Genomic DNA, 20,183 nt, shown 5'->3' on the forward strand with positions numbered 1-20,183 from the left:
TTGCCAGCCGCCGCATACAATTGCTGCGCCCGTGCCCGTTGGCACCGTCCTTTTCCCGATGTGAGCGATGGCCGACCTGACTTCCCTGGCGCAGTATCTGCTGGCGATTACGCCCGCCTTCCTCGTCTGCGCCGGCTTGCTGCTGGCGGTACCGCGGACGGTGCCGCTGCTGCGCGTGCTCGTGCACATCGTGTTTTTCGTGCTGGCGCGCGACGCGATGACGGCGCATGGCTACTGGCAAGTGGCGGCGGGCGGTATGCGCTTCACGGCGCCGCCGCTGGTCTTGCTGACGCTGGGCGCCATGTCGCTGGGGCTGGTGGCCACCACGTGCTGGCTGGAAAGCGAGGCGCGCCGCCAGATCCACTGGCTGGGCATGCGCCCGGTCCTGTCCGTGCTGCTGGGCGTGGCGGGCGCCGCACTGATCATCGCGCTGGCGACGGGCTTGAAAGCGCTGTTCGGCTTGCCGTCCCTGCCGCCCGTCGCACCATCCCTGCTACCCTTGCTGCTGGGCTTTGCACTGGCCGCCAACTGTTATGAGGAATTGCTGTTTCGCGGCTTGCTGCAGCAGCAATTGCGCGCCTGGTTGCCGGCCTGGCGCGCGGCGCTCGTGTCGGGCCTGCTGTTCGGCCTGTGCCACGCCTTCCTTGCCACCACCGTCACGCAGGTGGGTGCGCCCATCGTCGTCTTTACCGTGATCGAAGGCGTGGTGGCGGGGCTGGTATATTGCCGTGCCGGCTTGCTGGGCGCGTCCCTGGCCCATGGCCTGGCCATTTTTGCGCTGGCCGCCGGCTGGGTATGAATCCTGTTGTTTAATATTGAAGAAACGAGAAGACTATGCCCATAAGTTCCTACCTGAATACCCGCCCCGTCGTGGGCGAGCGCGTCTACCTGCATGACACGGCGCAAGTGATTGGCGATGTGCAGATCGGCGACGACTGCTCGATCTGGTGCAACAGCGTGCTGCGCGGCGACGTCAACCGCATCGTCATCGGCGAAGGCAGCAATATCCAGGACTTTTCCATGGGTCACGTGTCGCACAGGAATGCGGCCAAGCCTGACGGTTCACCGTTGACCATCGGCAAGTACGTGACCATCGGCCACTCCGTCATCTTGCACGGCTGCACGATTGGCGACGAATGCCTGATCGGCATGGGCAGCATCGTCATGGATGACGTGGTGGTGGAAAAACACGTGATGCTGGGCGCGGGCAGCCTGGTGTCGCCGGGCAAGGTGCTGGAAAGCGGCCACCTGTACGTGGGCCGCCCCGCCGCCAAGGTACGCGCGCTGACGGAAGCGGAAATCGCCTACCTGCGCTATTCGGCCGAGCACTATGTGCGCGTGAAGAACAATTACCTGGCAGGCCAGGACGACGCCTGATCGTCGGCGTCGCCGAGCCGGCGCAGTTCCGGCCGTGGCGCCAGGTCGTCCGGCAGGCGCAGTCCGGAGACGAGGCCCAGGCGCCGCAACAGCAGCAGCATCCACCAGCCCGGGTCCCATTCCCCCGGCAACAGGCCCAGCCTGGCTGAGCCCGGATACGCGTGATGGTTGTTGTGCCAGCATTCGCCCATCGTCAGCAGCGACGTCAGGCGGATATTCCGGCCTTGCACGGCGGCGCCGTCGACGTGGAAGTGCATTTGCCCATGGTTGTGGGCGAAGTAGCCGATCAGCCAATGGCCGAGCACGCCGGCGCTGACCCGCGCGCAGACGCCCCAGCAAAGCAGGCCCCAGCCGCCCCAGGCGAAGAACAGCACGGCCCATGGCAGTTGCTGCAGCATCCAGCTTCTTTCCAGGAGACGATAGAAGCGGTCGTGCGCGATGCGCGGCTCGATGGCGATGTGCGGCGGGTGGTCGAGATCGAGGCGGCAGAACAATTGCCACCAGGCATCGCGCCAGAAGCCGGCGCCGTGGCGCAAATAGGGGTGGCAATCGGGCAGGCGCTGCGCATAGTCGCGCAGTTCGTGCTGGCGCAGCAGGCCCAGCGGGCCGCTGAGGCCCACCAGCACGCCCAGGTAGACGAGCGCATATTCCAGCCATTGCGGGCATTGAAAACTGTCGTGGATCAGCTTGCGGTGGCTGCCCAGCGAGTGGCCGAACAGCAGGACGATGGCCGTGCCGGCCGCAAACAGCAGCAGGCCGGTCCAGCTGAAGAAGCACAGGGCGCCCGTCACGGCGCCGGCCAGCATGGCCGTCAGCCATAGCGATGGTAAAGGCGCAAAGCGCACCGTGCCGTGCAGCACGCTATCGGCGCGCGTGGCGCGGGCGCGGTGCCTGTCCAGGCTGGCCGCCGTCATCAGGCCTTGGGAGCCGACGACGGTTGCGTGTACTTGTCGAAGTTGGTGATGTAGTCGTTGAAGTTGTCGGTCAGCATGCGCTTGTACTGTTCCGTGAAGAAGGCCACGGCCCCTTCCTTCTCGGCCTGCATCTTGGCCACGTCGTTGCTCTTGCTGGCGACGAGGAAGGCGTTGAAGCGGGCGGCCGCGTATAGCAGCGAGGTGGCCACTTCATTGCCGCCGCTGTGCATGCATTGCTCATTGGCCAGGGCGATGACCTGGTCGGCGCGTTCCCAGAATTCCGGTCCCGGTGCTGGTTTTGTCGTTGGTGTGCTCATAAAAATCCCTCATGAAAGTGCGCGCCAGTCTACACAGGGGGCCGCAGGCTGTCCAGCCGCGCGGCTGCCTGTCAGGGCGCCTGCAGGATTTGTTCCAGCAAAACGGGCAGCGGCTGGCGGATGTCGAGCACCATGCCGGCCTCGTCCAACTGCAGGGGTTGCAGGGTGGCCAGCTGGCTGTCGAGCAGGCTGGCCGGCATGAAATGGCCGGGGCGCTGCAAGCGGCTTTCCAGCACGACGCGCGGGCCGTCCAGGTGGATGAAGCGCAGGGCCGGGTCGCCCTCGCGCAGCACGTCGCGGTAGGGGCGCTTCAGGGCCGAGCAGGAGACGACGAGGCCGCTGCCTTGCGCGCGGGCCGTGGCGATGCGTTCGCGCAGGGCGGCCAGCCAGCCGGCCCGGTCGGCATCGTCGAGGGGAATGCCGGCCGCCATCTTGGCCACGTTTTCCGGGGAGTGCACCTCGTCGCCTTCCACGTAGGCCACGTGCAAGGCATCGGCCAGCAGGCTGCCGACGGCGCTCTTGCCGCAGCCGGACACGCCCATCACGATCCAGCGCACGGCGGGCACGCCCATGGTCAAGGCGCCGAAACGATGACGGTGACGCGGCGGTTTTCCGCTTTGCCCGTCTTGCTGGCGTTCGAGGCCACGGGCTTGCTCATGCCCAGGCCCTTGACCGTGATGTTCTCGCGCGGAATGCCCGATGCGCTCATGGCGTCGGCCACCACGTTGGCGCGCGCCAGCGACAGCTTGTTGTTGTACGCTTCCGTGCCTTCGTTATCCGTATGGCCTTCCACGCGCATGTGCGTGATGCCCACTTTCAGCAGGGCTGCGCTGATTTTCTGGATGGCGTTGCGGCTGGGCGGGACCAGCTTGGCGGCGTCGAATTCGAACAGCAGCTTGTCGGTAAAGCTCAGTTCCCAGCCTTCGTCCGTCTGGTTGAAGCCTTGTTCCTTCAAGGTGGCCACTTGCTCGGCACTGAACAGCGGTTTGATTTCTGGCGTGCTCTGGCAGGCGGCCAGCAGGCCCAGCATGAACAAGCCGAGTAAGCCGCGGCGTAATTGCGTATAGATGAATTGCATGGTGTTGCTCCTTGGTTCAGGGGTGAATATGGGGTTGCGGCAGGCGCGCCACCTGGCGCGTGCCGCGCTGCGCCTGCTTGGCGCGGTACATGGCTTCGTCCGCCGCGCCGACGAGCGAGATGGCATCGATGGCGTGATCGGGAAAGACGGCCACGCCGATGGTCAGCGAGCTGACGATGCTGTTGCCAGTGGGCAGTTCAATGGCTTGCGCCATGGCGGCGATGATGTTGTCGGCGATGTGCATGGCGTCGCTGCTGTTGCGCAGCGGCTTGAGCACGATGGCGAATTCGTCGCCGCCCAGGCGCGCCACCAGGTCGCCTTCGCGCAATTGCTGCTTGATGCGCGCGGCGATCGTCACCAGCACGCGGTCGCCCGAGGCATGGCCGAAGGTGTCGTTGATGTATTTGAACCGGTCGCTGTCGAGGAACAGCACGGCCACCTTGCCATTGCCGACCCGCGCGTCGAGGATGGCGCGTTCCAGCTCCGCTTCCATGAAGGCGCGGTTCGACAGGCCCGTCAGGCTGTCGTGGTTGGCGCGGTGCGACAGCGAGGCGTGTTCCTTCTGCAGATGGCTTTGCCATGCTTCCAGTTCGTCGAGCAGGGCGTTGAAGTCGTCATTGATCTGGTTCAGTTCGGCAATATTGGCGGGCGGCACGCGCAGTTCGAACGAGCGGTCGCGCCGCACGCGGTGGGCCGTTTCCGCCAGGTGGCGCAGGGGCGACGTGATTTCCGTTTCCATGCTGCGCGACAGGCGCACGGCGACGACCAGGCTCAGCACCAGGCAGGCGAGCAGGCAGGACAGGCCGCTGAGCAGGAAGGGCAGCAGGCTGCGGCTGTGCGGCACCAGCTTGATGCTGCCGATGGCCTGGTCATTGCGCATGATGGGGAAGGTCAGCGAATCGGGCAGCATCCAGCCCGTCAACGCACGCTCGATGTAGTAGCGCGTGCCGTGTTCGCCCCGTTCCCAGCGGGCCAGCACCTTGCCGGCCTGGTCGCTTACCTGGGCCTGGTCGATATCTTCATTGACGCCGATCAGGGCCAGCGCTTCCCTGGCGGCCATGGAGTCGCCAAAGACGACGGCCCCTTCCACCGTGTAGCTCATCGAACGGGCCACCAGGCGCAGGTTCTGGTCCGAATACACGCGCAGGGCCAGCAGCGCCACGGCCGTCAGGGTCAGGCCGGCAGCCAGCACGGCGATCAGCGACACGCTCAGGTGGGCGCGCCGCAGCACGCTGTCGAGCGTGCGGCGGGGCTGGCGGGCAGGTTTGTTGCTCATGCGGGCGTTCATGGCGGCGGTCCCTTGCGACGTGCAATTTGCAAGGCGTTCGGATGCACGCGCAGGCCGCTGCGGGCGATGGCGTCGAGGTTGACGTCAAAACCAATCTGCGCCTCGGTCAGGCGCAGACAGAACATGGTGCCCACGGTACAGGACGTGCCCGGTTCGGCGACCGATAGAATCGGTTTGCCGATGATCTGCGCCAGCAGGTGCTCGCGTTCGCTCTCGGGCAGGCTGCTCAGGTAGACGACGTCGCATTCGCTGGCCGCGCTGGCCATCGCCGGGCTTTTCACGCGGATGCGCTGGCTCAGGCTGGAGGCGGGCGTGTCGACGATGGCCGCGCCGTAGCGGGGTGCACCGAGCATGCAGACGCGCACTTCCTGGCGCGCCACGGGCCAGCGCACATAACTGATGATGCCAAACAGGACCTGGGCCACTTCGGCGGGACGCCTGGCATCGGCAGCCGCGCCCGTTTGCGCCCACGCCGCGCACGGCGCCAGCGCAGCGCAGGCGAGCAGCGAGGCCAGCAGCACGACAGCAAGGAGGACGGGCGGCGCGGGGCGCTGCCGGTGGCGAGGGGAGAAGGGCACGGCGTCGGTGTCTTTATGCAGGTCGGTGGATAGTCAAATAGTTACTCTGCAACACATACTCTACGGAAGTCCATGTTGAAAGTAAATCACGGCATGACGCCATAAAACCTTGCATTATAAACACGAATGTGGAAACTTGCATTCTTTGCCATGAGAATTACCTGATCAACATTGTTTCCTGCAACAGATCGTTGTTATTCTTCCAATGTCGCTTCCAGCAAGTCGATTTCGCGCAGCAGGCGCAAGTGGATGGTGTCGTCCAGCTCGCCCGAGATGCGGCGGCGGAACAGCTCATCGCGCTCCGCATTGAGCGCTTCCAGGCGCAGCGAGCGCTCGGCCCTGGCCAGTTCCTGCAGCCGCATCGCCTCGTCGTTGCTGCTCTCGCCATACGCGAGGCGGCGCCGGTAGGCTTCGATCAGGCGGTTGGCCGCTTCCGTGACGACTTGCTGCTTGTCATTCTTGTCGATGCCTTCGCACACTTTTTCCAGCCGCGCGATGGCTGCTTCGGCGGCAGCGGCGCGGGCATTGCGCTCTTCCGTCGAACGGCGCGCGGGCGGCGCGAAGACGAGGCCCTTGGTCAGCAGCGGCAGGGTGACGCTGGCCAGCAGCAGCGACAGCAAAATGATGCCCATGGCCAGGAAGATGACGAGGTCGCGCGCGGGAAAGCGCGTGCCGTCAGGCAAGAACAAGGGCAGGGTCAAAATGCCCGCCAGGGTCAGTGCGCCGCGCACGCCCGCGAACGACGCCACCAGCAGCAATCGCAGGCTGGGACGGGCCAGCAGCGCCGCATCCTTCGGTTCGCCGGCCACCTTCTTGTGGTGCTTGAACAGGGTCAGTTTCATGGAAATGAAGACCCAGAGGAAGCGCATGAAGGTCAGCCCCACCGTGATGGCGATGACGAACAGCGGCAGTTTCCAGGCGCTGCCGGCGCCGATTTCGGCCGATGCGGCCGGCAAGCCGGCAACGGTGGTGGGCAGCTGCGCGCCCAGCATGACGAAGATCACGCCATTCAAGACCAGCTGCACCGTATCCCACACGGCCTTGCGCTGAGTGCGCGTGGCGGCCAGCGGGCGGCCGATCAGGTCGGCGTAATGCATGGACACGCCCGCCGTGGCGGCGGCCAGGATGCCCGAGCCGTGGATTTGCTCGGCGCCCAGGTAGGCGGCGAACGGGATCAGGATGCTGATGAGGATTTGCAGGCCAGGTTCTTCGCCGACCTTGCTCACCAGCCACTTATTCGCCAGGCCCACGCCCCAGGAGATGGCCAGGCCGATGACGATGCCGCCGCCCGCTTCCTGCAGGAAACTCAGCGAGGCGGCGCCGATGGAAAAGCCGCCCGTCATCATGGCGCCCACGGCAAACGTGAAGCAGACGAGGCCCGACGCGTCGTTGAGCAGCGATTCGCCTTCGAGGATGTGCATCAGGCGCGGCGGGATCGGATTGCCTGCGGCGATCGCGGAGACGGCCACGGGGTCCGTCGGCGACAGGATGGCGCCCAGCGCGAAGGCGACGGCCAGCGGCACGCTGGGGATCAGCCAGTCGATGAAAAAGCCCATGCCCAGCACGGTAAACAGCACGAGGCCGATGGCCAGCATCAGGATCGAACGCGCGTCGGAAAAGAAGGCGCCCTTGGGAATGCGCCAGCCGTCGAGAAACAGCAGCGGCGGGATGAAGAGCAGGAAGAAAATGTCGGGATCGAGCGGCACTTGCACGCCAAACACGGCCAATCCCGTGCCGCCGGCGATCTGAATCAGCGGCAACGGCAGCTTGACCCAGCGCGAGCGGGCGAGAAAGCCGCACAGGACGACGGTCAGCACGAGGATGAGGATGATGGTAACGGTATGCATGAAGGAGCGGCGGCGTGCTGAAACGCTGATTATAAGGCGCAGCCCGCCTGCAGGCGGCATCTGCGTGTCATTGCGTACATACAACAAGTCACAATCGCGGTAAGATTCTCCCATTCATTGTCACAATCTGCCCTGCTGCTGCCGTCCGTGCGCGGCAGGCGCGTGCTTGGCCTTTTACCGGACTCCTGTTTTGCTCAAGAAAATCTTCACCGGCCTGATGCTGTCGCTGGCATTGCTCATCGTGGCGGCCCTGGCCGCGTATCTGTACTACTGGCGTCCCGCGCTGGCGCCCATCGATCCCCCTGCCGTCGCGGCATTTTCCCCGCAAGTGGTGGAGCGGGGCCGTATCCTGGCCGGCATGGGCAATTGCGCCGCCTGCCATACGGCCAAGGGCGGCGCCGAGTACGCAGGCGGCCACGGTCTGGCCACGCCGTTCGGCACGATCCATGCGACGAATATCACGCCCGACCGGCAAACGGGCATCGGCCGCTGGTCGCTGGCCGCCTTCCAGCGGGCCATGCGCGAAGGCGTGGGCCGCGACGGTGCCCATCTGTATCCCGTCTTTCCGTACACCCATTTCAATCTTGTTTCGGATGCGGACCTGGCGGCCTTGTACGCGTATTTCATGACGCGCCCGCCCGTGTATGCGGTGGCGCCCGCCAACAGCGTGCCTTTCCCCCTGAACTTGCGGCCGCTGCAGGCAGGCTGGAAGCTGCTGTTTTTCAAGCCGGCCAGCTATCAACTCAATCCCGCGCAAGGGCTGGACTGGAACCGGGGCCGCTACCTGGCCGAAGGCCTGGCCCATTGCGCCGCCTGCCACACGCCGCGCAATGCGCTGGGCGCCGAGCTTGCCGGCTCATCCTATCTGGGCGCGGCCATCGACCACTGGTATGCGCCGGCCTTGACCAGCGCCAATACGGCCCCGCTGCCGTGGACGCAGGACGAGCTGTACGCCTTTTTGCGCACGGGGGCGACGGCCCTGCACGGCGTGGCGGCCGGGCCCATGTCGTCCGTCGTGCACGAAGGCATGGGCGCCTCGCCCGACAGCGATATCCGCGCGCTGTCCGTGTATTTTGCCGGCCTGGCCGGTGCAGAGCAACGCCAGGTTGATACCGATACCGTGGTAAAAGCCGGCATCGCCCGCTCGCAGCGCGTCAGCCTGGTCGACAACGACCGTGGCGCCAGCCTGTACGTGGCCGCCTGCGCGTCGTGCCACTCGAACAGCGATGGCCGACCCGCGGCGCTGCGGCCGGAACTGAGCCTGAACAGCGCCGTCAGCGCGCCCGATCCCGCCAACCTGATCCAGGTGATATTGCATGGCTTGAGCAAGGACGAAGCCATGCCCGGCGTGCTGATGCCCGGCTTTGCCGCCTCGCTGACGGACAACGACGTGGCTCAGCTGGCCGCCTATTTGCGCCGCAGCCGCAGCCACCAGCCGGCCTGGACGAATCTGGAAGCGGCCGTGGCACGCGCCCGCGCTGGCAAGTAATTACTGAAAGACTCTATGTACAATATGACTGTGAATGGCCAGCCCTTCGGCACCGAGGTTGACGCCGAGACGCCCCTGCTGTGGGTGCTGCGCGACGAAGTTAAATTAAAAGGCACGAAGTTTGGCTGCGGCATCGGCATGTGCGGCGCCTGCACCGTGCACGTGGATGGCCGCGCCATGCGCTCGTGCATCACGCCGATTGCCGCCGTGGCCGGCTGCGCCATCACCACCATCGAAGGCCTGTCGTCCGATGGCACGCACCCGTTGCAGCGGGCGTGGCTCGCCACGCAGGCGCCCCAGTGCGGCTATTGCCAGTCGGGCCAGATCATGCAGGCGGCCACCCTGCTGAAAGACTATCCGCAGCCGACCGATGCGAATATCGACGCCGTCATGAGCGGCAACCTGTGCCGCTGCATGGCGTATGTGCGCATCCGCAAAGCGATCAAACTGGCGGCCGGCATGCAGGAGGCGCCCGGTGTTTAAGTTACCGAAAGAAAATTCAGCTGCCCGCCCCAGCGCGCTGGGCCGGCGCGGTTTCCTGATCGCCGCCGCCGGCACGGGGTTTACGCTCGCCTTCTTGCGCGCCGACAGCACCCTGGCCGCAGGCAAGGTGGCGTCCGTGCCGCCAAAGCAAAGCGTTGCGCCCGTGTTCGATCCCAGCATCTGGTTCCAGATCGGCCGCGACGGCATCGTCACCGTCAACATCGCCAAGGCGGAAATGGGCCAGCACATCGGCACGGCCCTGGCGCGTATCGTGGCCGAGGAGCTTGAAGCGGACTGGAGCAAAGTACGCCTGCACTACGTGGACACGGACCCGAAATGGGGCTTGATGGTGACGGGCGGCAGCTGGTCCGTCTGGCAGAATTTCGATCCGCTCAGCCGCGCCGGCGCGGCCGGGCGCCTCGCGCTGGTCGAGGAGGGCGCGCGCCTGCTGCGCGTGCCCGTGTCCGCCTGTCACGCGAGGCTGGGCGTCGTGCATGGCCGGGGGCGGTCGATCAGCTATGGCGACATCGTGCGCCGTGGCAAGCTGGCGCGCCAGTACACGCCCGAGCAACTGAAAGCCATCGTGCTGAAATCGCCGCCGCAGCGCAGCCTGATCGGCCAGCACGTGCAGGCGCTCGACATCCCCGCGAAAATCAATGGCACGGCCGTGTACGGGATCGATGCGGAAGTCGAGGGCATGCTGTTTGCGCGCCCGAAGATCCCGCCGACCCGCTACGGCGCGAAAGTGGTCTCCATCGACGATACGGACGCGAAAAAGGTGCCGGGTTATCTGCGTTCGTTCGCCTTGCAGGATCCCAGCGGCACGGTACCCGGCTGGGTCATGGTGGTGGCCGAAACGTATGCGGCCGCCATGCGCGCGGCCGAGCTGGTGCAAGTCAAATGGCGGGCCGGCGCGGCGGCCCACGTGGCTGAGCAGGATATTGTCAACTACGCGACCAAGCAGCTGGCCGACGCCAGCCTGGGCGCCCGCGTCGTCGATGACGATGGCGTGGAGCAAGCGTTCAACGATGCCAGCCTGCAGCTGGAGCGCCACTACACGACCAGTACCGTGCTGCATTTCCAACTGGAACCCGTGAATGCCCTGGCGCAGGAAATCGACGGCGTCTGGCACATTCATGCGGGCAACCAGTGGCAATCGTTGATACTGCCCGTGCTGGCGCAGGCGTTGAAGGTGCCGGAAAGCCATGTCATGCTGCACACCTATCTGCTCGGTGGCGGTTTCGGGCGGCGCCTGAATGGCGATTATTGCGTGCCGGCCGCGCTGGCGGCGCAAGCCGTGGGGCGGCCCGTCAAGATGATATGCACGCGGGCCGACGACGCCCGTGTCGATTCGCCCCGTTCGCCGTCCCTGCAGCATGTGCGCATGGCGTTCGACGACGCGGGCAAGGTGTCGGCGATGGTGCACGAGGCCAGCGCGGGCTGGCCCACGCAAGTGATGATCCCCGCCTTCCTGGCCAAGGATAAGCAGGGCCATCCGTATGACCCGTTCGCCATCGCCGGCGCCGACCACTGGTATTCGGTGGGTGCGCAGCGCGTGCGGGCCGTGTCGAACGACCTGGCCAACAGCAGTTTCCGCCCCGGCTGGCTGCGCTCCGTGGGCCCGGGCTGGACGAATTGGGCTGTGGAAAGTTTCATGGATGAGGCGGCGCAGGCGGCCAAGGTCGATCCGCTGGCGTTCCGCTTGTCGCTGTTGCAGGCGACGGGGCGCAATGCGGGCAGCGCGCCGAACGCCGTCGGCGGCGCCGCGCGCCTGGCCCATGTGCTGCAGCGCGTGGCGGACAAGGCAGGCTGGGGCACGGCCATGCCGCCCGACACGGGCCTGGGCATTGCCGCCACGTTTGGCCAGGAACGCGACATGCCCACCTGGACGGCGTGCGTTGCCCGGGTGAAAGTGGACCGCAGCACTTGCATGGTGAAAGTCGAAAAGCTGTTCATGGTCATTGATGCGGGCAGCATCGTCGATCCCGATGGCGCGCTGGCGCAGGCGGAAGGGGGCGCCCTGTGGGGCGTGAGCATGGCCTTGCATGAAGGCACGGCTTTCCTCAACGGCCAGGTGAAGGATACCAACCTGAATACCTACACGCCCCTGCGCATGGCCGATGTGCCCGAGCTCGACATCGAATTTGTTGCCAGCACGCAAACATCGACGGGCATGGGCGAGCCGCCCACGACGGCCGTGGCGCCGGCGATCGGCAACGCCATCTTTGCCGCCGTGGCCTCGCGCGTGCGGCATTTGCCGATCCGCCCGGAAGCCGTGCTCAAGGGGCTGGACCGGCACGGCGCCGTCTGATGGGCGCGCGTGGCGAATTTGACGTGCGCCGCGCGAGAACTGGCGCAGGCTGGTACACTGATGCTTGCCGATCAGCGCATTAGCAGCGTGATTTCAGCTTGATGTCAGCGTCATTCCAGCTCGATAGCGGAGGCAGCCATGCAAGAACAATTTGTCAGCATCACGGCCGATGAACTTCAAATGGACGGCGTGCTTGAAATGCCCGAGCGGCCCGTGGGCATCGTCCTGTTTGCCCACGGCGCGGGCGCCGATAGCGATTATCTGGGCGCTTCCAGCCACGCCACCTCCCAGGATTTTTTGCGAGCGGGCATCGCCACCTTGCGCTTCGACCAGGGCGGTGTCGAGCCTGGCGGCGGCAGCAATGGCCACGCGTATTTCGTGCGCAGCGATATCGTGCTGCTCGCGCGTCAACTGGAAAAAGCCCTGGGCTGGCTGCAAGTGGACCCGTCCACGCGGCGCTTGCCCTGCGGCCTGTATGGCTATGGCACCAGCGCGGCCGTCGTGATGCAACTGGCGGCCTGGCGCAGCGCGGAAATCGCCGCGCTTGCCGTCTGCGATGGCCAGGTGGAAATGGCCGGCAAGGCGGCGCTGGAAAACGTGCGCGTGCCGTCGCTGCTGATCGTGGGCGGACGCGACCCCGACGTGGCTGGCCTGAACCGCATGGCATTTGCCACCTTGCGTTGCGACAAGCAACTGGAACAGATCGCCGCGCCCAGCGGCCCCGACACGCGCCACCAGGCGGCCCTGCTGGCAACAGACTGGTACACGCGCCATTTCAACGGACATACCAGTACGACGCAGTAGCGATCGCCGTCCGCTTGCTGTGGAGGCAAGGCCTTGTCAGCTTGGCGAGCTGACATTGCGCCGTGGGGTGGGCGTCAGGCATTCACATTGCCAGGAAACCGCTTCATAGGTCAGATCCTTGACGTCGGGGGGAAGAGCTGCGTTCTCGAAAAGTTTCATCTTGTAGTAAATCGTGACTGCCCGCAGCGCTGTTTCCTTGAAGTCACGATGGCGATCGTATATGGCACGCGGGGTGATCTCAAAGCCGCGCTTGCTCATCTGCTCGTAAACTTCTTGCGTTGAGGTCCCTTCATTGAACTCACCCGTAAAGATGGGGATTTTTTTATCCTGAGATTGCTGCAAGACTTCCACTGTGCCGCCACATAGCATGCCAACCCAGCTAGCCAAGGAGCCTTGAAAAACCCGGAACCGTACGGTGTACGCATGCAAACGGGCAAAAAAAAGATGCACCTTGGCTGGGTTTTCTATTTCCGCAAGGTCAATGATGGCAAAGCTGTTTTTCGTACTGGCCATGTTATTGACATCCGTTTCTTTCCTCTTATTTTCGGATAACAGGCGGATCGTCTTATCCGAGATTTCCACGATTTTTCTGATGTTTTCCACGCTCACGTCTGCCGCTTGCGTGCCCAGTTTTACCTGGCGCCGTATGTGGTCGCGCAGCACATTGAATTCGCAAAGCAGTGCGAGGCGTGGCAGGAATTCCGGCGCATGGCAGGATGTCAAGGCGGCACCGGGATGCTTGACGCTTTTCAGCACGCCCATCCTGGACAACCAGGCAAAGCAATCGATGGGCGCGGCAACAAACTCAAAAGCAAACATGCGCTCCATCAATCGGTAACGCACGGTGGATGGTGCCTGTGCGTATTTTTCCAGCAAATTGTTCGTGATGTCGATGATCACGTCCTTGTCGCACGCATGGGCCTTACTCAGAACGGCAAGTACATACCCTTCAAAAAAGTTCAGCTTGTATCTTTCGCTTTCCTCAAGCCGCTCCATGGTGATGTCCTCGGGCAGTGGAGGAACATTGTCCGGATAAGTCTCTTTCAGTAAAAATAGCGAGTCGGACAATTCTGCTTCCATCAGGCACAAGACGCCATGTTTGACGACCTGCCGTTGTACGCCGGCCATGCCCTTGTCCGTAAGCTCACGATCCAGATCCTCGGCGAGACTCTTCAGCCAGCGACGTTCCTGGTTAAAAAGGCAATGCACCAGAATCTGGTTGAAGAATAATTGATCCAGCAGATCCAGGCCAGCCGTGTGAGATGCCGATATGCGGGCCATGCCCATGCTCCAAAGTGAAGGCGGCTCAGTGTCCGCCCTGATTGTAGTTCATGAAGGTTTGGTGCGGCACAGCTCAGGTGGCAGCGGCCGCCACCGCACCGGAAACCGCTGCTCCCAACGTCGCTCCTCCTGCGCCGACAACCAGCGTGCCCGCCGCCATGCCTCCGCCACCAGCCGCGAGAGCGCCGCCGCCCAAGGCTGCCAGGGACCCGTTGACTAGCGCGGCCCCAGCCGTGGTGCTGATCAGCGTTCCGGTACTGGCAGCCCCCAGCAAGCCTGTCGTGCCGATCACGCCGGCAATCGGGCCGGCAAACGCCAGCGCGGTACCACCGGTGGCGACCGTGGCGACACCGATCGCAATGGACTTGACGGGATTTTCCGCGATCGTGTCCACGGCAGAGCCTATGGCATCCACGGCTGCATCCATGATCTCGCCAATAAAATCAAACATACCCATGACCTTCTCCTATGTAGTGAGCAGAATATCGAGCAGAAAAAGACGGTCTTTTCCTGAACTGCTGCTCGCATTGTAGGAGCGCAGGTATTGCCGGTCTATTTGCTATTCGGGTGTACCGTTTTACACAATCAGGCATCTTGAAAAGCTTGTGGCAACCGAATCGGTCCCGGCAGTCTGGCGTGCAAGTTTGTGTCGTGACTAGCCAGGCTCAAGCTGATCCGATTCGTCACGGGCCGTGAGCGAGGAATCGAAAAAATCAGGTATTGATGGCGTTCGCGTGTTCCGGTGCCTTGCTGGCTTATGCCATCAGGGCGCGCAAGTTGCGCGCATGGAAGCGCACATGCTCTTCCATGAAGCTGGCGATGAAGTAATAGCCGTGGTCGTAGCCGGCATGGCGGCGCAGCCGTAATGGCTGGCCGGCGTCGCGGCACGCCGCTTCGAAGATGTCGGGGTGCAGTTGTTCGGGCAGGAATTTGTCGGCCAGGCCCTGGTCGATCAAGATGCCTTCGGGGAACAGCGGCGGCTGGCCCTGCAGGCCGCGCATCAGCGCGCTGGCGTCGTACTGCTGCCAGCTGGCCGCATCGCTGCCCAGGTAGCCCGTGAATGCTTTCTTGCCCCATGGACATTGGCTCGGTGCGGCGATGGGAGCGAAGGCGGACACGGAGCGGAACAGGTCAGGATTGCGCAAGGCCAGCACCAGCGCGCCATGGCCGCCCATCGAGTGGCCGAAAATGCCCGTACGTTGCGCGTCGATCGCCAGTTCCTGCTCCAGCAGGGAGCGCAGTTCTAGCAGGTAGCTGTACATCCGATAACGGCTGTTCCATGGCGTTTCGGTGGCGTCCACGTAAAAGCCGGCGCCCACGCCGAAATCCCAGGAGTCGCTTTCGCCCGCGATGTTCGCGCCACGGGGGCTGGTGTCGGGCGCGATCAGGATCAGGCCTTCCTCGGCCGCCACGCGCTGGGCGCCACCCTTGATCATGAACGTTTCTTCCGTGCAGGTCAGGCCCGCCAGGTAAAACAGGGCGGGACGCTTGGTGCCGGCCGTCGCGCCTGGCGCCGTGTCGGGAATGAAGGCCGAGAAACGCATGGGCAAGCCGATGGCTTGCGCGTCGTGGCGATAAAAGCGTTGTACGCCGCCAAAACAGGCGTGTTCACTCAACAGTTCCAGCATGAATTCTCCTCGTTAATGCCACAGTATAGCCAGAGCGGCGCAGGGCCGGCACGGGATCAGCCCAGTATGGCCGCTAATGCAGGCAAGATGTCTTGTGCCGGGGCATCGGTCTTGAATGCCAGCAAATGGTCGGCGCGCGTCTTGCCCATGTTAATGGCGGCCACGGGCTTGCCCGTTTCGGCCGCCATGCGGCACAGGCGAAAGCTCGAATACACCATAACGGACGAGCCCACTACCAGCAGGGCGCTGGCCGCGTGCATCTTGCTTTCGGCCTCGGCCGCGCAGGCGGCGGGGACGCCATCGCCAAAAAACACCACGTTGGGCTGCAGGGTGCCGCCGCAGCGGGGACAGACGGGCACGTGGAAAGTGGCCAGCTGGGACGGCTCGAGCAAGGCGTCGCCATCGGGCGCCGGCGTGGCCGTGGCGCCCAGCAGTTGCGGATTGTCGCGTTCGAGCTGCTCCTGGATCAGGCGGCGCGTGTGGCGGGCACTGCAATCGAGGCAGACGACGCCATGTATGCTGCCGTGCAATTCCGTGACGGCGGGGCTGCCGGCTTGCTGATGCAGGCCATCGACGTTTTGCGTGACCAGGCCGCCGACCTGCTGGCGCTGGGCCAGTTGCGCGATGGCCAGGTGACCGGGATTCGGCGTGGCGCGCGCCAGGGTCGGCCAGCCGACCATGCTGCGCGCCCAGTAGCGGCGGCGCACGGCTTCCTGGCGGCGAAAATCGGGTCCTTGCACGGGAGCATTGCCGCGCCGCACGCCTTCCGTATCGCGGTAGGCCGGTATGCCGGACGCCGTGCTGATGCCGGCGCCCGTCAGCAGCAGCACGTCGGGATGGCGCTGCAGGAACTGCGCCAACTGCCCGAGGGCAGGATCGTCGCTGGCGGACTGCTGGCTGACTGAGGAAAAGTTTTGCATGATGCGCCATGCTAACCGAAAAGCACGGCGCCGTTGCAAGGGCAACGTTTATTCCAGCTTCATGCCGAAACGCTGCAGCCGCGGCTGCCAATGCTCCTGGATATTGGCCGAGACGAGGATGCGCTCGGCCTTGCCGATCAGCAATTCGCGGGGCACGAAGCCGAAGTAGCGCGAGTCGGCGCTATTGTCGCGGTTATCGCCCAGCATGAGGAAATGGTCGGCCGGCACCGTCACGGGGGCAAAGCTGCGGGCCGCGCCCGCGATTTGCGGCAAGATCTGGATGCGGTGCTGCTCGGTCTGGTTGCGTTCGCTGATGCGCTGGGCCGTCAGCTGGCCCACGTGGGCGATGGTTTCGGGCGCCGTGTCGAGCGCCGTGTACTGGGCGGGCTGGCCATTGATGACCAGCTGTTCATTGCGCATTTCCACCGTGTCGCCGGGCAGGGCGATGATACGCTTGATCAATCGTGTGCCGTCTTTCGGGGAGGAAAAGGTGACGATGTCGCCCCGCTGCGGTTCGCCCAGGCGCTGCAGCACGATATCGGTGAGCGGCACTTTCAGGTTGAAGGCGAGGCGGTTGACGAAGACGACATCACCCTCGAGCAGGTTGGGGCGCATGGATGCCGACGGTATGGGATTCCAGTCCGCCACGGCCGTGCGGAACACGCCGAACAGCAGGAGAAACATCAAAAAACCTTTGTTGGCGCGCATCCATGTGCTCATGTCGGCTCTTTCGCTGGGCTGTGCCCGTGATGGTGAAGGGAAACGCCATGGTTGCTGGCGACCTGTTCACGATGCACGGCGAGGCTGAAGCCAGTCTTAAATAGGCGCACTGCGCAGGCAAATGGCAGGCTTGGCGTGACCGTTGTTGCGTGCACGCATCACCACGGCGGTTTCAAGGATGCCGGCACGATGGCGGCGGCAAAGATGACGACGGCCAAGGCCAGCACCAGCAGCACATGTTCGAACAGGCGTAGCCGCAGTTTCATGTTGGACTTGGCAAGGTTGGGAAGATTCCCGAGCCTTGACGTTATCAGTCCATCATGGTGCGGCTTTACGCTGTGACAAAGTCGCCCCCGATAGGAGAAAAGTCGCGTTGCTGCCAGAAAAATGCGGCGTCTCAGACCATGGCTTGCGTGTTGCGCCGCTCAAAATACAGCAAGTCCGACCAGGTATTCTGGAAAAACATGGCTTGTTCCGACTTGCCATATTGATGAAAACCGTTGCGCTGCATGACGGCGACCGAGCCCAGGTTTTGCGGCCGCGCCGTCGCTTCCAGGCGCCACAGATCCAGCGCGCCGAACGCTTCGTCCAGCAGCAGGGCCACCACGCGTGTGGCGTAGCCGCGTCCGCCGAACCGTTCGCCGATGCGGTAACCGAGCGCTGCCTTGTTGAAATAGGGGCGCGTGACGCCCGTCAGGTTGACCCTGCCGATGATTTGCCCGTCCAGCTTGGCCAAGTACTGGTAGGCGCGGTCTTGCTCGCGTTCGCGCTGCGCCTGCTCGATGGCGGCGGCGATGGCTTCCTGGTGGTAGTAGGACGGCGCGCGCGCCGTGACCCAGTTTTCAAAATACGCGCGGTTTTCCAGTTCGAAGGCCAGCAAAGCGGGAAGGTCGGCGCTGGAGGGCGGGTGCAGCTGAAGGCGGTCGAGGTCTGGCATGGGAGCATGTCGGAAAGCGATGCGCCATTATAATCAGCTGGCGCATTGCGCCGCACATCTATTTGAACTCATGAAGGAGCAGCATGCTGTCCCATATCTGCCTCGGCACCAACGACTTTCCCCGCGCCTACGCTTTCTATGCGGCCCTGCTGGGAGAACTCGGTCTGATCGAAAAATTTCATGATCCGGCCAAGCCCTGGGCGGGCTGGATGGCGAAGGATGCGCCGCGGCCCCTGTTCGTGCTGACGGCGCCGCATGACGGCTTGCCGGCCGCGCCCGGTAATGGCCAGATGACGGCCTTGCTGGCCGCCAGCCGCGCGCAGGTGGACCGCTGCTACCAGGCCGTGCTGGCGTTGGGCGCCGCGTGCGAAGGGCCGCCCGGCTTGCGTCCCCATTATCACGCCCATTACTATGGCGCCTATTTCCGCGACATCGACGGCAACAAGCTGTGCGTCTGCTGCCACGCCGAGGAATAACTCAGCGCGGTCCCCAGACGTCGTCTTCCGTCCAGCCCAGTTCCAGGAAATCCTGCGCCCGCTCATTCGCTTCGCCGGCGCAATAGAATTCGTCGAGCTGGGGCGGCGCGATGCGCGTGCCGGCCAGCATGGCGTGCACTTGCCCCCGGTGGTGGATCTGGTGCTGGAACAGGTGTGCCAGCAGGCGCTGGCGCGTGTCGACTTGCGGCGTATCGCGCAATATCGTCACGGGCCGCACCAGGTCCGTGTCGCACAGGCTGCGGCAATGGGCGATCAGGCGCTGGTCCGACGCGCGCTGCGCCGCATGCAGGGCCGCGCAATCGGTGAACGGTTCATCGTGTTCAAAGAAGACGTAGCAGTCGGCATGCGGTGCTTCGCCGCGCAGCTCGCGTTCGAGCGCATCGAGATAAAACCAGTCGCATGTGAGGATGTGGTTCAGGGTGAACTGAATGGTGGGGAAAAAACTGACGCGCGTGGCCTGGAATTCGGCCTGGGTCAGCTGTCCGCAAGCCTTCAGCAGGCGGTGGTTGGCCCAGCCGTTGTTATACGCCTGGCTGGTGAGGTAGTGCGCAAGTGGATTGTTCATGATGGATCGCTTGTCGGGCAGGGCAGGGTTCATACAATGCCACTTTAGCATGTTGCGGCAGATGGACAAAGCGCTCACGCCAGCCGCACCAGCGCTGCCATCATCAAGTAAAATCATGGAGCGGATTGCGCGATAGTGATGCAGATAGGGCTTGGATAGCAAAATGGGCTGGATAGGAAAATTACTGAACGGCGGCGACGAAAAAAACAAGCCTGCGGCAGTCGCGGCAGCGGCGGCTGCCGAGGCGACACGGCAGCCAGCCACCATCACCGAAATCGATGCCATGTACTACCGCTGGCTGGCGGCCGCGAGTGCGGCGCAGGCGCCGGAGGAGACCGAACAGCAGATTCTGGACGAATTGGCGCGCCTGGCCCGTGAACCGATCGCCGGTGCTGCGCTGGTACCGCGCATTCCAGCCATCATTCCGCAGTTGATGCGTACCTTGCAAGATGAAAACATGAGCGCTGCCAAGCTGTCGGCCCAGCTGGCCCAGGACGTGCTGCTGGTCGCCGAGGTCTACCGCGAAGCGAACCGGCCCTGCTACCAGTCGCGCTATAACGCCAGCCCGTCGATCAGCAATATGGAAGGCGCCATCATGCTGCTGGGGCAAAACGGCATGCGCATGCTGCTCGCCCGCGTCGCCTTCCGTCCCATCGTCAGCATGCAAAGCGGTGGGCTGACCGTGCGCACGGCGCCGCTGATCTGGCGCCAGTCCGAGAAATGTGCGCTGGCGGCCAGCCTGGTCGCGCCGGCCATGCATGCCAACGCCTTCGATGCCTATCTCGCGGGACTGATGGCCAATGTCGGCCTGGTGGTGGCATTCCGGCTGATCGACCAGATGCATGCGCCTGATGTCTTTCCCCAATCGGACGCCTTCATTGCCCAGGTGTTTGCGCAAGCGCGCATCTTGTCGGTGCGGATCGCCGAATTGTGGGAGTTTCCCCAGTCCGTGACCCGCGCGATCGGGCAGGTGGGGCAAGCCGATGCCGATCCGCAGGCGCAAGCGCTGGCGCTGGGCGAGCGCTTGAGCAAGCTGCGCATGCTGGCCGATACGGGCCGCTTCCCCGCCGACGATCCTTTCGTGACGAGCGGACTCGACAAGAGTGCTCTGCTGGCGTTTGGCAAACTGGCCGACGACGAGGACTGATG

The 20,183-nt window shown here is 64.1% G+C and carries 22 protein-coding genes; 8 read left to right on the top strand and 14 right to left on the bottom strand.

Features of this window, described 5'->3' with window-relative positions; all coding sequences use genetic code 11:
* Nucleotides 1-67: 67 nt before the first annotated feature.
* Nucleotides 68-799, top strand: a complete 732-nt coding sequence (locus tag ACQ4WO_RS13785) for a CPBP family intramembrane glutamic endopeptidase (protein WP_436481933.1) — start codon at nt 68-70, stop codon at nt 797-799.
* A 35-nt stretch (nt 800-834) separates the two neighbouring features.
* The gene (locus ACQ4WO_RS13790; protein WP_436481934.1) at nt 835-1,377 is read left to right on the top strand and encodes a gamma carbonic anhydrase family protein; all 543 of its coding nucleotides are present in this window, start codon (nt 835-837) and stop codon (nt 1,375-1,377) included.
* On the opposite strand, the gene ACQ4WO_RS13795 is transcribed toward ACQ4WO_RS13790, so the two are convergent.
* The 7 genes from ACQ4WO_RS13795 to ACQ4WO_RS13825 form a co-directional block, all read right to left on the bottom strand.
* Nucleotides 1,350-2,291, bottom strand: coding sequence for an acyl-CoA desaturase (locus ACQ4WO_RS13795; protein ID WP_436481935.1), 942 nt, complete (start codon nt 2,289-2,291; stop codon nt 1,350-1,352). The genes ACQ4WO_RS13790 and ACQ4WO_RS13795 overlap by 28 nt on opposite strands.
* Nucleotides 2,291-2,608, bottom strand: coding sequence for a DUF3144 domain-containing protein (locus ACQ4WO_RS13800; protein ID WP_436481936.1), 318 nt, complete (start codon nt 2,606-2,608; stop codon nt 2,291-2,293). The genes ACQ4WO_RS13795 and ACQ4WO_RS13800 overlap by 1 nt, the downstream gene beginning before the upstream one ends.
* Before the next feature lie 71 nt (nt 2,609-2,679).
* Nucleotides 2,680-3,180 (bottom strand): gluconokinase, encoded by a 501-nt coding sequence (locus ACQ4WO_RS13805; protein ID WP_436481937.1) that lies wholly within the window; start codon nt 3,178-3,180, stop codon nt 2,680-2,682.
* Between the two features lie 2 nt (nt 3,181-3,182).
* Nucleotides 3,183-3,686: an outer membrane lipoprotein YfiB gene (gene yfiB / locus ACQ4WO_RS13810; protein ID WP_139092357.1), complete on the bottom strand. Its 504-nt coding sequence runs from the start codon at nt 3,684-3,686 to the stop codon at nt 3,183-3,185.
* Between the two features lie 16 nt (nt 3,687-3,702).
* The gene (gene dgcN, locus ACQ4WO_RS13815) at nt 3,703-4,962 is read right to left on the bottom strand and encodes a diguanylate cyclase DgcN/YfiN (RefSeq protein WP_436481938.1); all 1,260 of its coding nucleotides are present in this window, start codon (nt 4,960-4,962) and stop codon (nt 3,703-3,705) included.
* Nucleotides 4,963-4,970: 8 nt separating this feature from the next.
* Complete coding sequence (gene yfiR / locus ACQ4WO_RS13820) at nt 4,971-5,552, bottom strand: regulatory sequestration protein YfiR (protein ID WP_436481939.1); 582 nt, start codon at nt 5,550-5,552, stop codon at nt 4,971-4,973.
* Between the two features lie 194 nt (nt 5,553-5,746).
* Nucleotides 5,747-7,399, bottom strand: a complete 1,653-nt coding sequence (locus ACQ4WO_RS13825) for a Na+/H+ antiporter (protein WP_436481940.1) — start codon at nt 7,397-7,399, stop codon at nt 5,747-5,749.
* A 190-nt stretch (nt 7,400-7,589) separates the two neighbouring features.
* Here ACQ4WO_RS13825 and ACQ4WO_RS13830 point away from each other — a divergent pair, with 190 nt between their 5' ends.
* The 4 genes from ACQ4WO_RS13830 to ACQ4WO_RS13845 all read left to right on the top strand — a co-directional run bounded on the left by ACQ4WO_RS13830 (nt 7,590) and on the right by ACQ4WO_RS13845 (nt 12,486).
* Entirely contained in the window at nt 7,590-8,888 is a 1,299-nt protein-coding gene (locus ACQ4WO_RS13830; protein ID WP_436481941.1) for a cytochrome c, read from the top strand.
* Between the two features lie 15 nt (nt 8,889-8,903).
* Nucleotides 8,904-9,371 (top strand): (2Fe-2S)-binding protein, encoded by a 468-nt coding sequence (locus ACQ4WO_RS13835; protein ID WP_436481943.1) that lies wholly within the window; start codon nt 8,904-8,906, stop codon nt 9,369-9,371.
* The gene (locus ACQ4WO_RS13840; RefSeq protein WP_436481944.1) at nt 9,364-11,682 is read left to right on the top strand and encodes a xanthine dehydrogenase family protein molybdopterin-binding subunit; all 2,319 of its coding nucleotides are present in this window, start codon (nt 9,364-9,366) and stop codon (nt 11,680-11,682) included. Before ACQ4WO_RS13835 ends, ACQ4WO_RS13840 begins: the two co-directional genes overlap by 8 nt.
* Before the next feature lie 138 nt (nt 11,683-11,820).
* Nucleotides 11,821-12,486 (top strand): dienelactone hydrolase family protein, encoded by a 666-nt coding sequence (locus tag ACQ4WO_RS13845; protein ID WP_436481946.1) that lies wholly within the window; start codon nt 11,821-11,823, stop codon nt 12,484-12,486.
* 36 nt (nt 12,487-12,522) lie between these two features.
* On the opposite strand, the gene ACQ4WO_RS13850 is transcribed toward ACQ4WO_RS13845, so the two are convergent.
* From ACQ4WO_RS13850 to ACQ4WO_RS13875, 6 genes are all read right to left on the bottom strand, one after another.
* Complete coding sequence (locus ACQ4WO_RS13850) at nt 12,523-13,767, bottom strand: hypothetical protein (RefSeq protein ID WP_436481947.1); 1,245 nt, start codon at nt 13,765-13,767, stop codon at nt 12,523-12,525.
* Nucleotides 13,768-13,840: 73 nt separating this feature from the next.
* Entirely contained in the window at nt 13,841-14,224 is a 384-nt protein-coding gene (locus tag ACQ4WO_RS13855; protein WP_436481949.1) for a hypothetical protein, read from the bottom strand.
* Between the two features lie 298 nt (nt 14,225-14,522).
* Nucleotides 14,523-15,395 (bottom strand): S-formylglutathione hydrolase, encoded by an 873-nt coding sequence (gene fghA, locus ACQ4WO_RS13860; RefSeq protein WP_436481950.1) that lies wholly within the window; start codon nt 15,393-15,395, stop codon nt 14,523-14,525.
* A 56-nt stretch (nt 15,396-15,451) separates the two neighbouring features.
* Entirely contained in the window at nt 15,452-16,315 is an 864-nt protein-coding gene (locus ACQ4WO_RS13865) for an NAD-dependent protein deacetylase (protein WP_436481951.1), read from the bottom strand.
* A 48-nt stretch (nt 16,316-16,363) separates the two neighbouring features.
* Nucleotides 16,364-17,035 (bottom strand): signal peptidase I, encoded by a 672-nt coding sequence (gene lepB / locus ACQ4WO_RS13870; RefSeq protein ID WP_436481952.1) that lies wholly within the window; start codon nt 17,033-17,035, stop codon nt 16,364-16,366.
* Between the two features lie 397 nt (nt 17,036-17,432).
* Nucleotides 17,433-17,972: a GNAT family N-acetyltransferase gene (locus tag ACQ4WO_RS13875; RefSeq protein ID WP_436481953.1), complete on the bottom strand. Its 540-nt coding sequence runs from the start codon at nt 17,970-17,972 to the stop codon at nt 17,433-17,435.
* A gap of 83 nt (nt 17,973-18,055) precedes the next feature.
* Here ACQ4WO_RS13875 and ACQ4WO_RS13880 point away from each other — a divergent pair, with 83 nt between their 5' ends.
* Complete coding sequence (locus ACQ4WO_RS13880) at nt 18,056-18,448, top strand: VOC family protein (protein WP_436481954.1); 393 nt, start codon at nt 18,056-18,058, stop codon at nt 18,446-18,448.
* A 1-nt stretch (nt 18,449) separates the two neighbouring features.
* On the opposite strand, the gene ACQ4WO_RS13885 is transcribed toward ACQ4WO_RS13880, so the two are convergent.
* Nucleotides 18,450-19,034 carry a DinB family protein gene (locus tag ACQ4WO_RS13885; RefSeq protein WP_436481955.1) on the bottom strand — a complete coding sequence of 195 codons (585 nt, stop codon included), beginning with the start codon at nt 19,032-19,034 and terminating at the stop codon, nt 18,450-18,452.
* Nucleotides 19,035-19,185: 151 nt separating this feature from the next.
* On the opposite strand from ACQ4WO_RS13885, the gene ACQ4WO_RS13890 reads away from it, so the two are divergent.
* Nucleotides 19,186-20,181: an HDOD domain-containing protein gene (locus tag ACQ4WO_RS13890; protein ID WP_436481957.1), complete on the top strand. Its 996-nt coding sequence runs from the start codon at nt 19,186-19,188 to the stop codon at nt 20,179-20,181.
* Nucleotides 20,182-20,183: the final 2 nt, after the last annotated feature.

Origin of the sequence: Janthinobacterium aestuarii (assembly GCF_051380835.1) — a bacterium.
GTDB classification, from domain to species: Bacteria; Pseudomonadota; Gammaproteobacteria; order Burkholderiales; family Burkholderiaceae_D; genus Janthinobacterium; species Janthinobacterium aestuarii.

What these genes read in the sequence shown, in the direction of transcription:
- ACQ4WO_RS13785 (WP_436481933.1), top strand. Translation starts at nt 68, where the DNA reads ATGGCCGACCTGACTTCCCTGGCGCAGTATCTGCTGGCGATTACGCCC.
- ACQ4WO_RS13790 (WP_436481934.1), top strand. Translation starts at nt 835, where the DNA reads ATGCCCATAAGTTCCTACCTGAATACCCGCCCCGTCGTGGGCGAGCGC.
- ACQ4WO_RS13795 (WP_436481935.1), bottom strand. Translation starts at nt 2,291, where the DNA reads ATGACGGCGGCCAGCCTGGACAGGCACCGCGCCCGCGCCACGCGCGCC.
- ACQ4WO_RS13800 (WP_436481936.1), bottom strand. Translation starts at nt 2,608, where the DNA reads ATGAGCACACCAACGACAAAACCAGCACCGGGACCGGAATTCTGGGAA.
- ACQ4WO_RS13805 (WP_436481937.1), bottom strand. Translation starts at nt 3,180, where the DNA reads ATGGGCGTGCCCGCCGTGCGCTGGATCGTGATGGGCGTGTCCGGCTGC.
- yfiB (WP_139092357.1), bottom strand. Translation starts at nt 3,686, where the DNA reads ATGCAATTCATCTATACGCAATTACGCCGCGGCTTACTCGGCTTGTTC.
- dgcN (WP_436481938.1), bottom strand. Translation starts at nt 4,962, where the DNA reads ATGAGCAACAAACCTGCCCGCCAGCCCCGCCGCACGCTCGACAGCGTG.
- ACQ4WO_RS13825 (WP_436481940.1), bottom strand. Translation starts at nt 7,399, where the DNA reads ATGCATACCGTTACCATCATCCTCATCCTCGTGCTGACCGTCGTCCTG.
- ACQ4WO_RS13835 (WP_436481943.1), top strand. Translation starts at nt 8,904, where the DNA reads ATGTACAATATGACTGTGAATGGCCAGCCCTTCGGCACCGAGGTTGAC.
- ACQ4WO_RS13845 (WP_436481946.1), top strand. Translation starts at nt 11,821, where the DNA reads ATGCAAGAACAATTTGTCAGCATCACGGCCGATGAACTTCAAATGGAC.
- ACQ4WO_RS13850 (WP_436481947.1), bottom strand. Translation starts at nt 13,767, where the DNA reads ATGGCCCGCATATCGGCATCTCACACGGCTGGCCTGGATCTGCTGGAT.
- ACQ4WO_RS13855 (WP_436481949.1), bottom strand. Translation starts at nt 14,224, where the DNA reads ATGGGTATGTTTGATTTTATTGGCGAGATCATGGATGCAGCCGTGGAT.
- fghA (WP_436481950.1), bottom strand. Translation starts at nt 15,395, where the DNA reads ATGCTGGAACTGTTGAGTGAACACGCCTGTTTTGGCGGCGTACAACGC.
- ACQ4WO_RS13865 (WP_436481951.1), bottom strand. Translation starts at nt 16,315, where the DNA reads ATGCAAAACTTTTCCTCAGTCAGCCAGCAGTCCGCCAGCGACGATCCT.
- lepB (WP_436481952.1), bottom strand. Translation starts at nt 17,035, where the DNA reads ATGAGCACATGGATGCGCGCCAACAAAGGTTTTTTGATGTTTCTCCTG.
- ACQ4WO_RS13875 (WP_436481953.1), bottom strand. Translation starts at nt 17,972, where the DNA reads ATGCCAGACCTCGACCGCCTTCAGCTGCACCCGCCCTCCAGCGCCGAC.
- ACQ4WO_RS13880 (WP_436481954.1), top strand. Translation starts at nt 18,056, where the DNA reads ATGCTGTCCCATATCTGCCTCGGCACCAACGACTTTCCCCGCGCCTAC.
- ACQ4WO_RS13885 (WP_436481955.1), bottom strand. Translation starts at nt 19,034, where the DNA reads ATGAACAATCCACTTGCGCACTACCTCACCAGCCAGGCGTATAACAAC.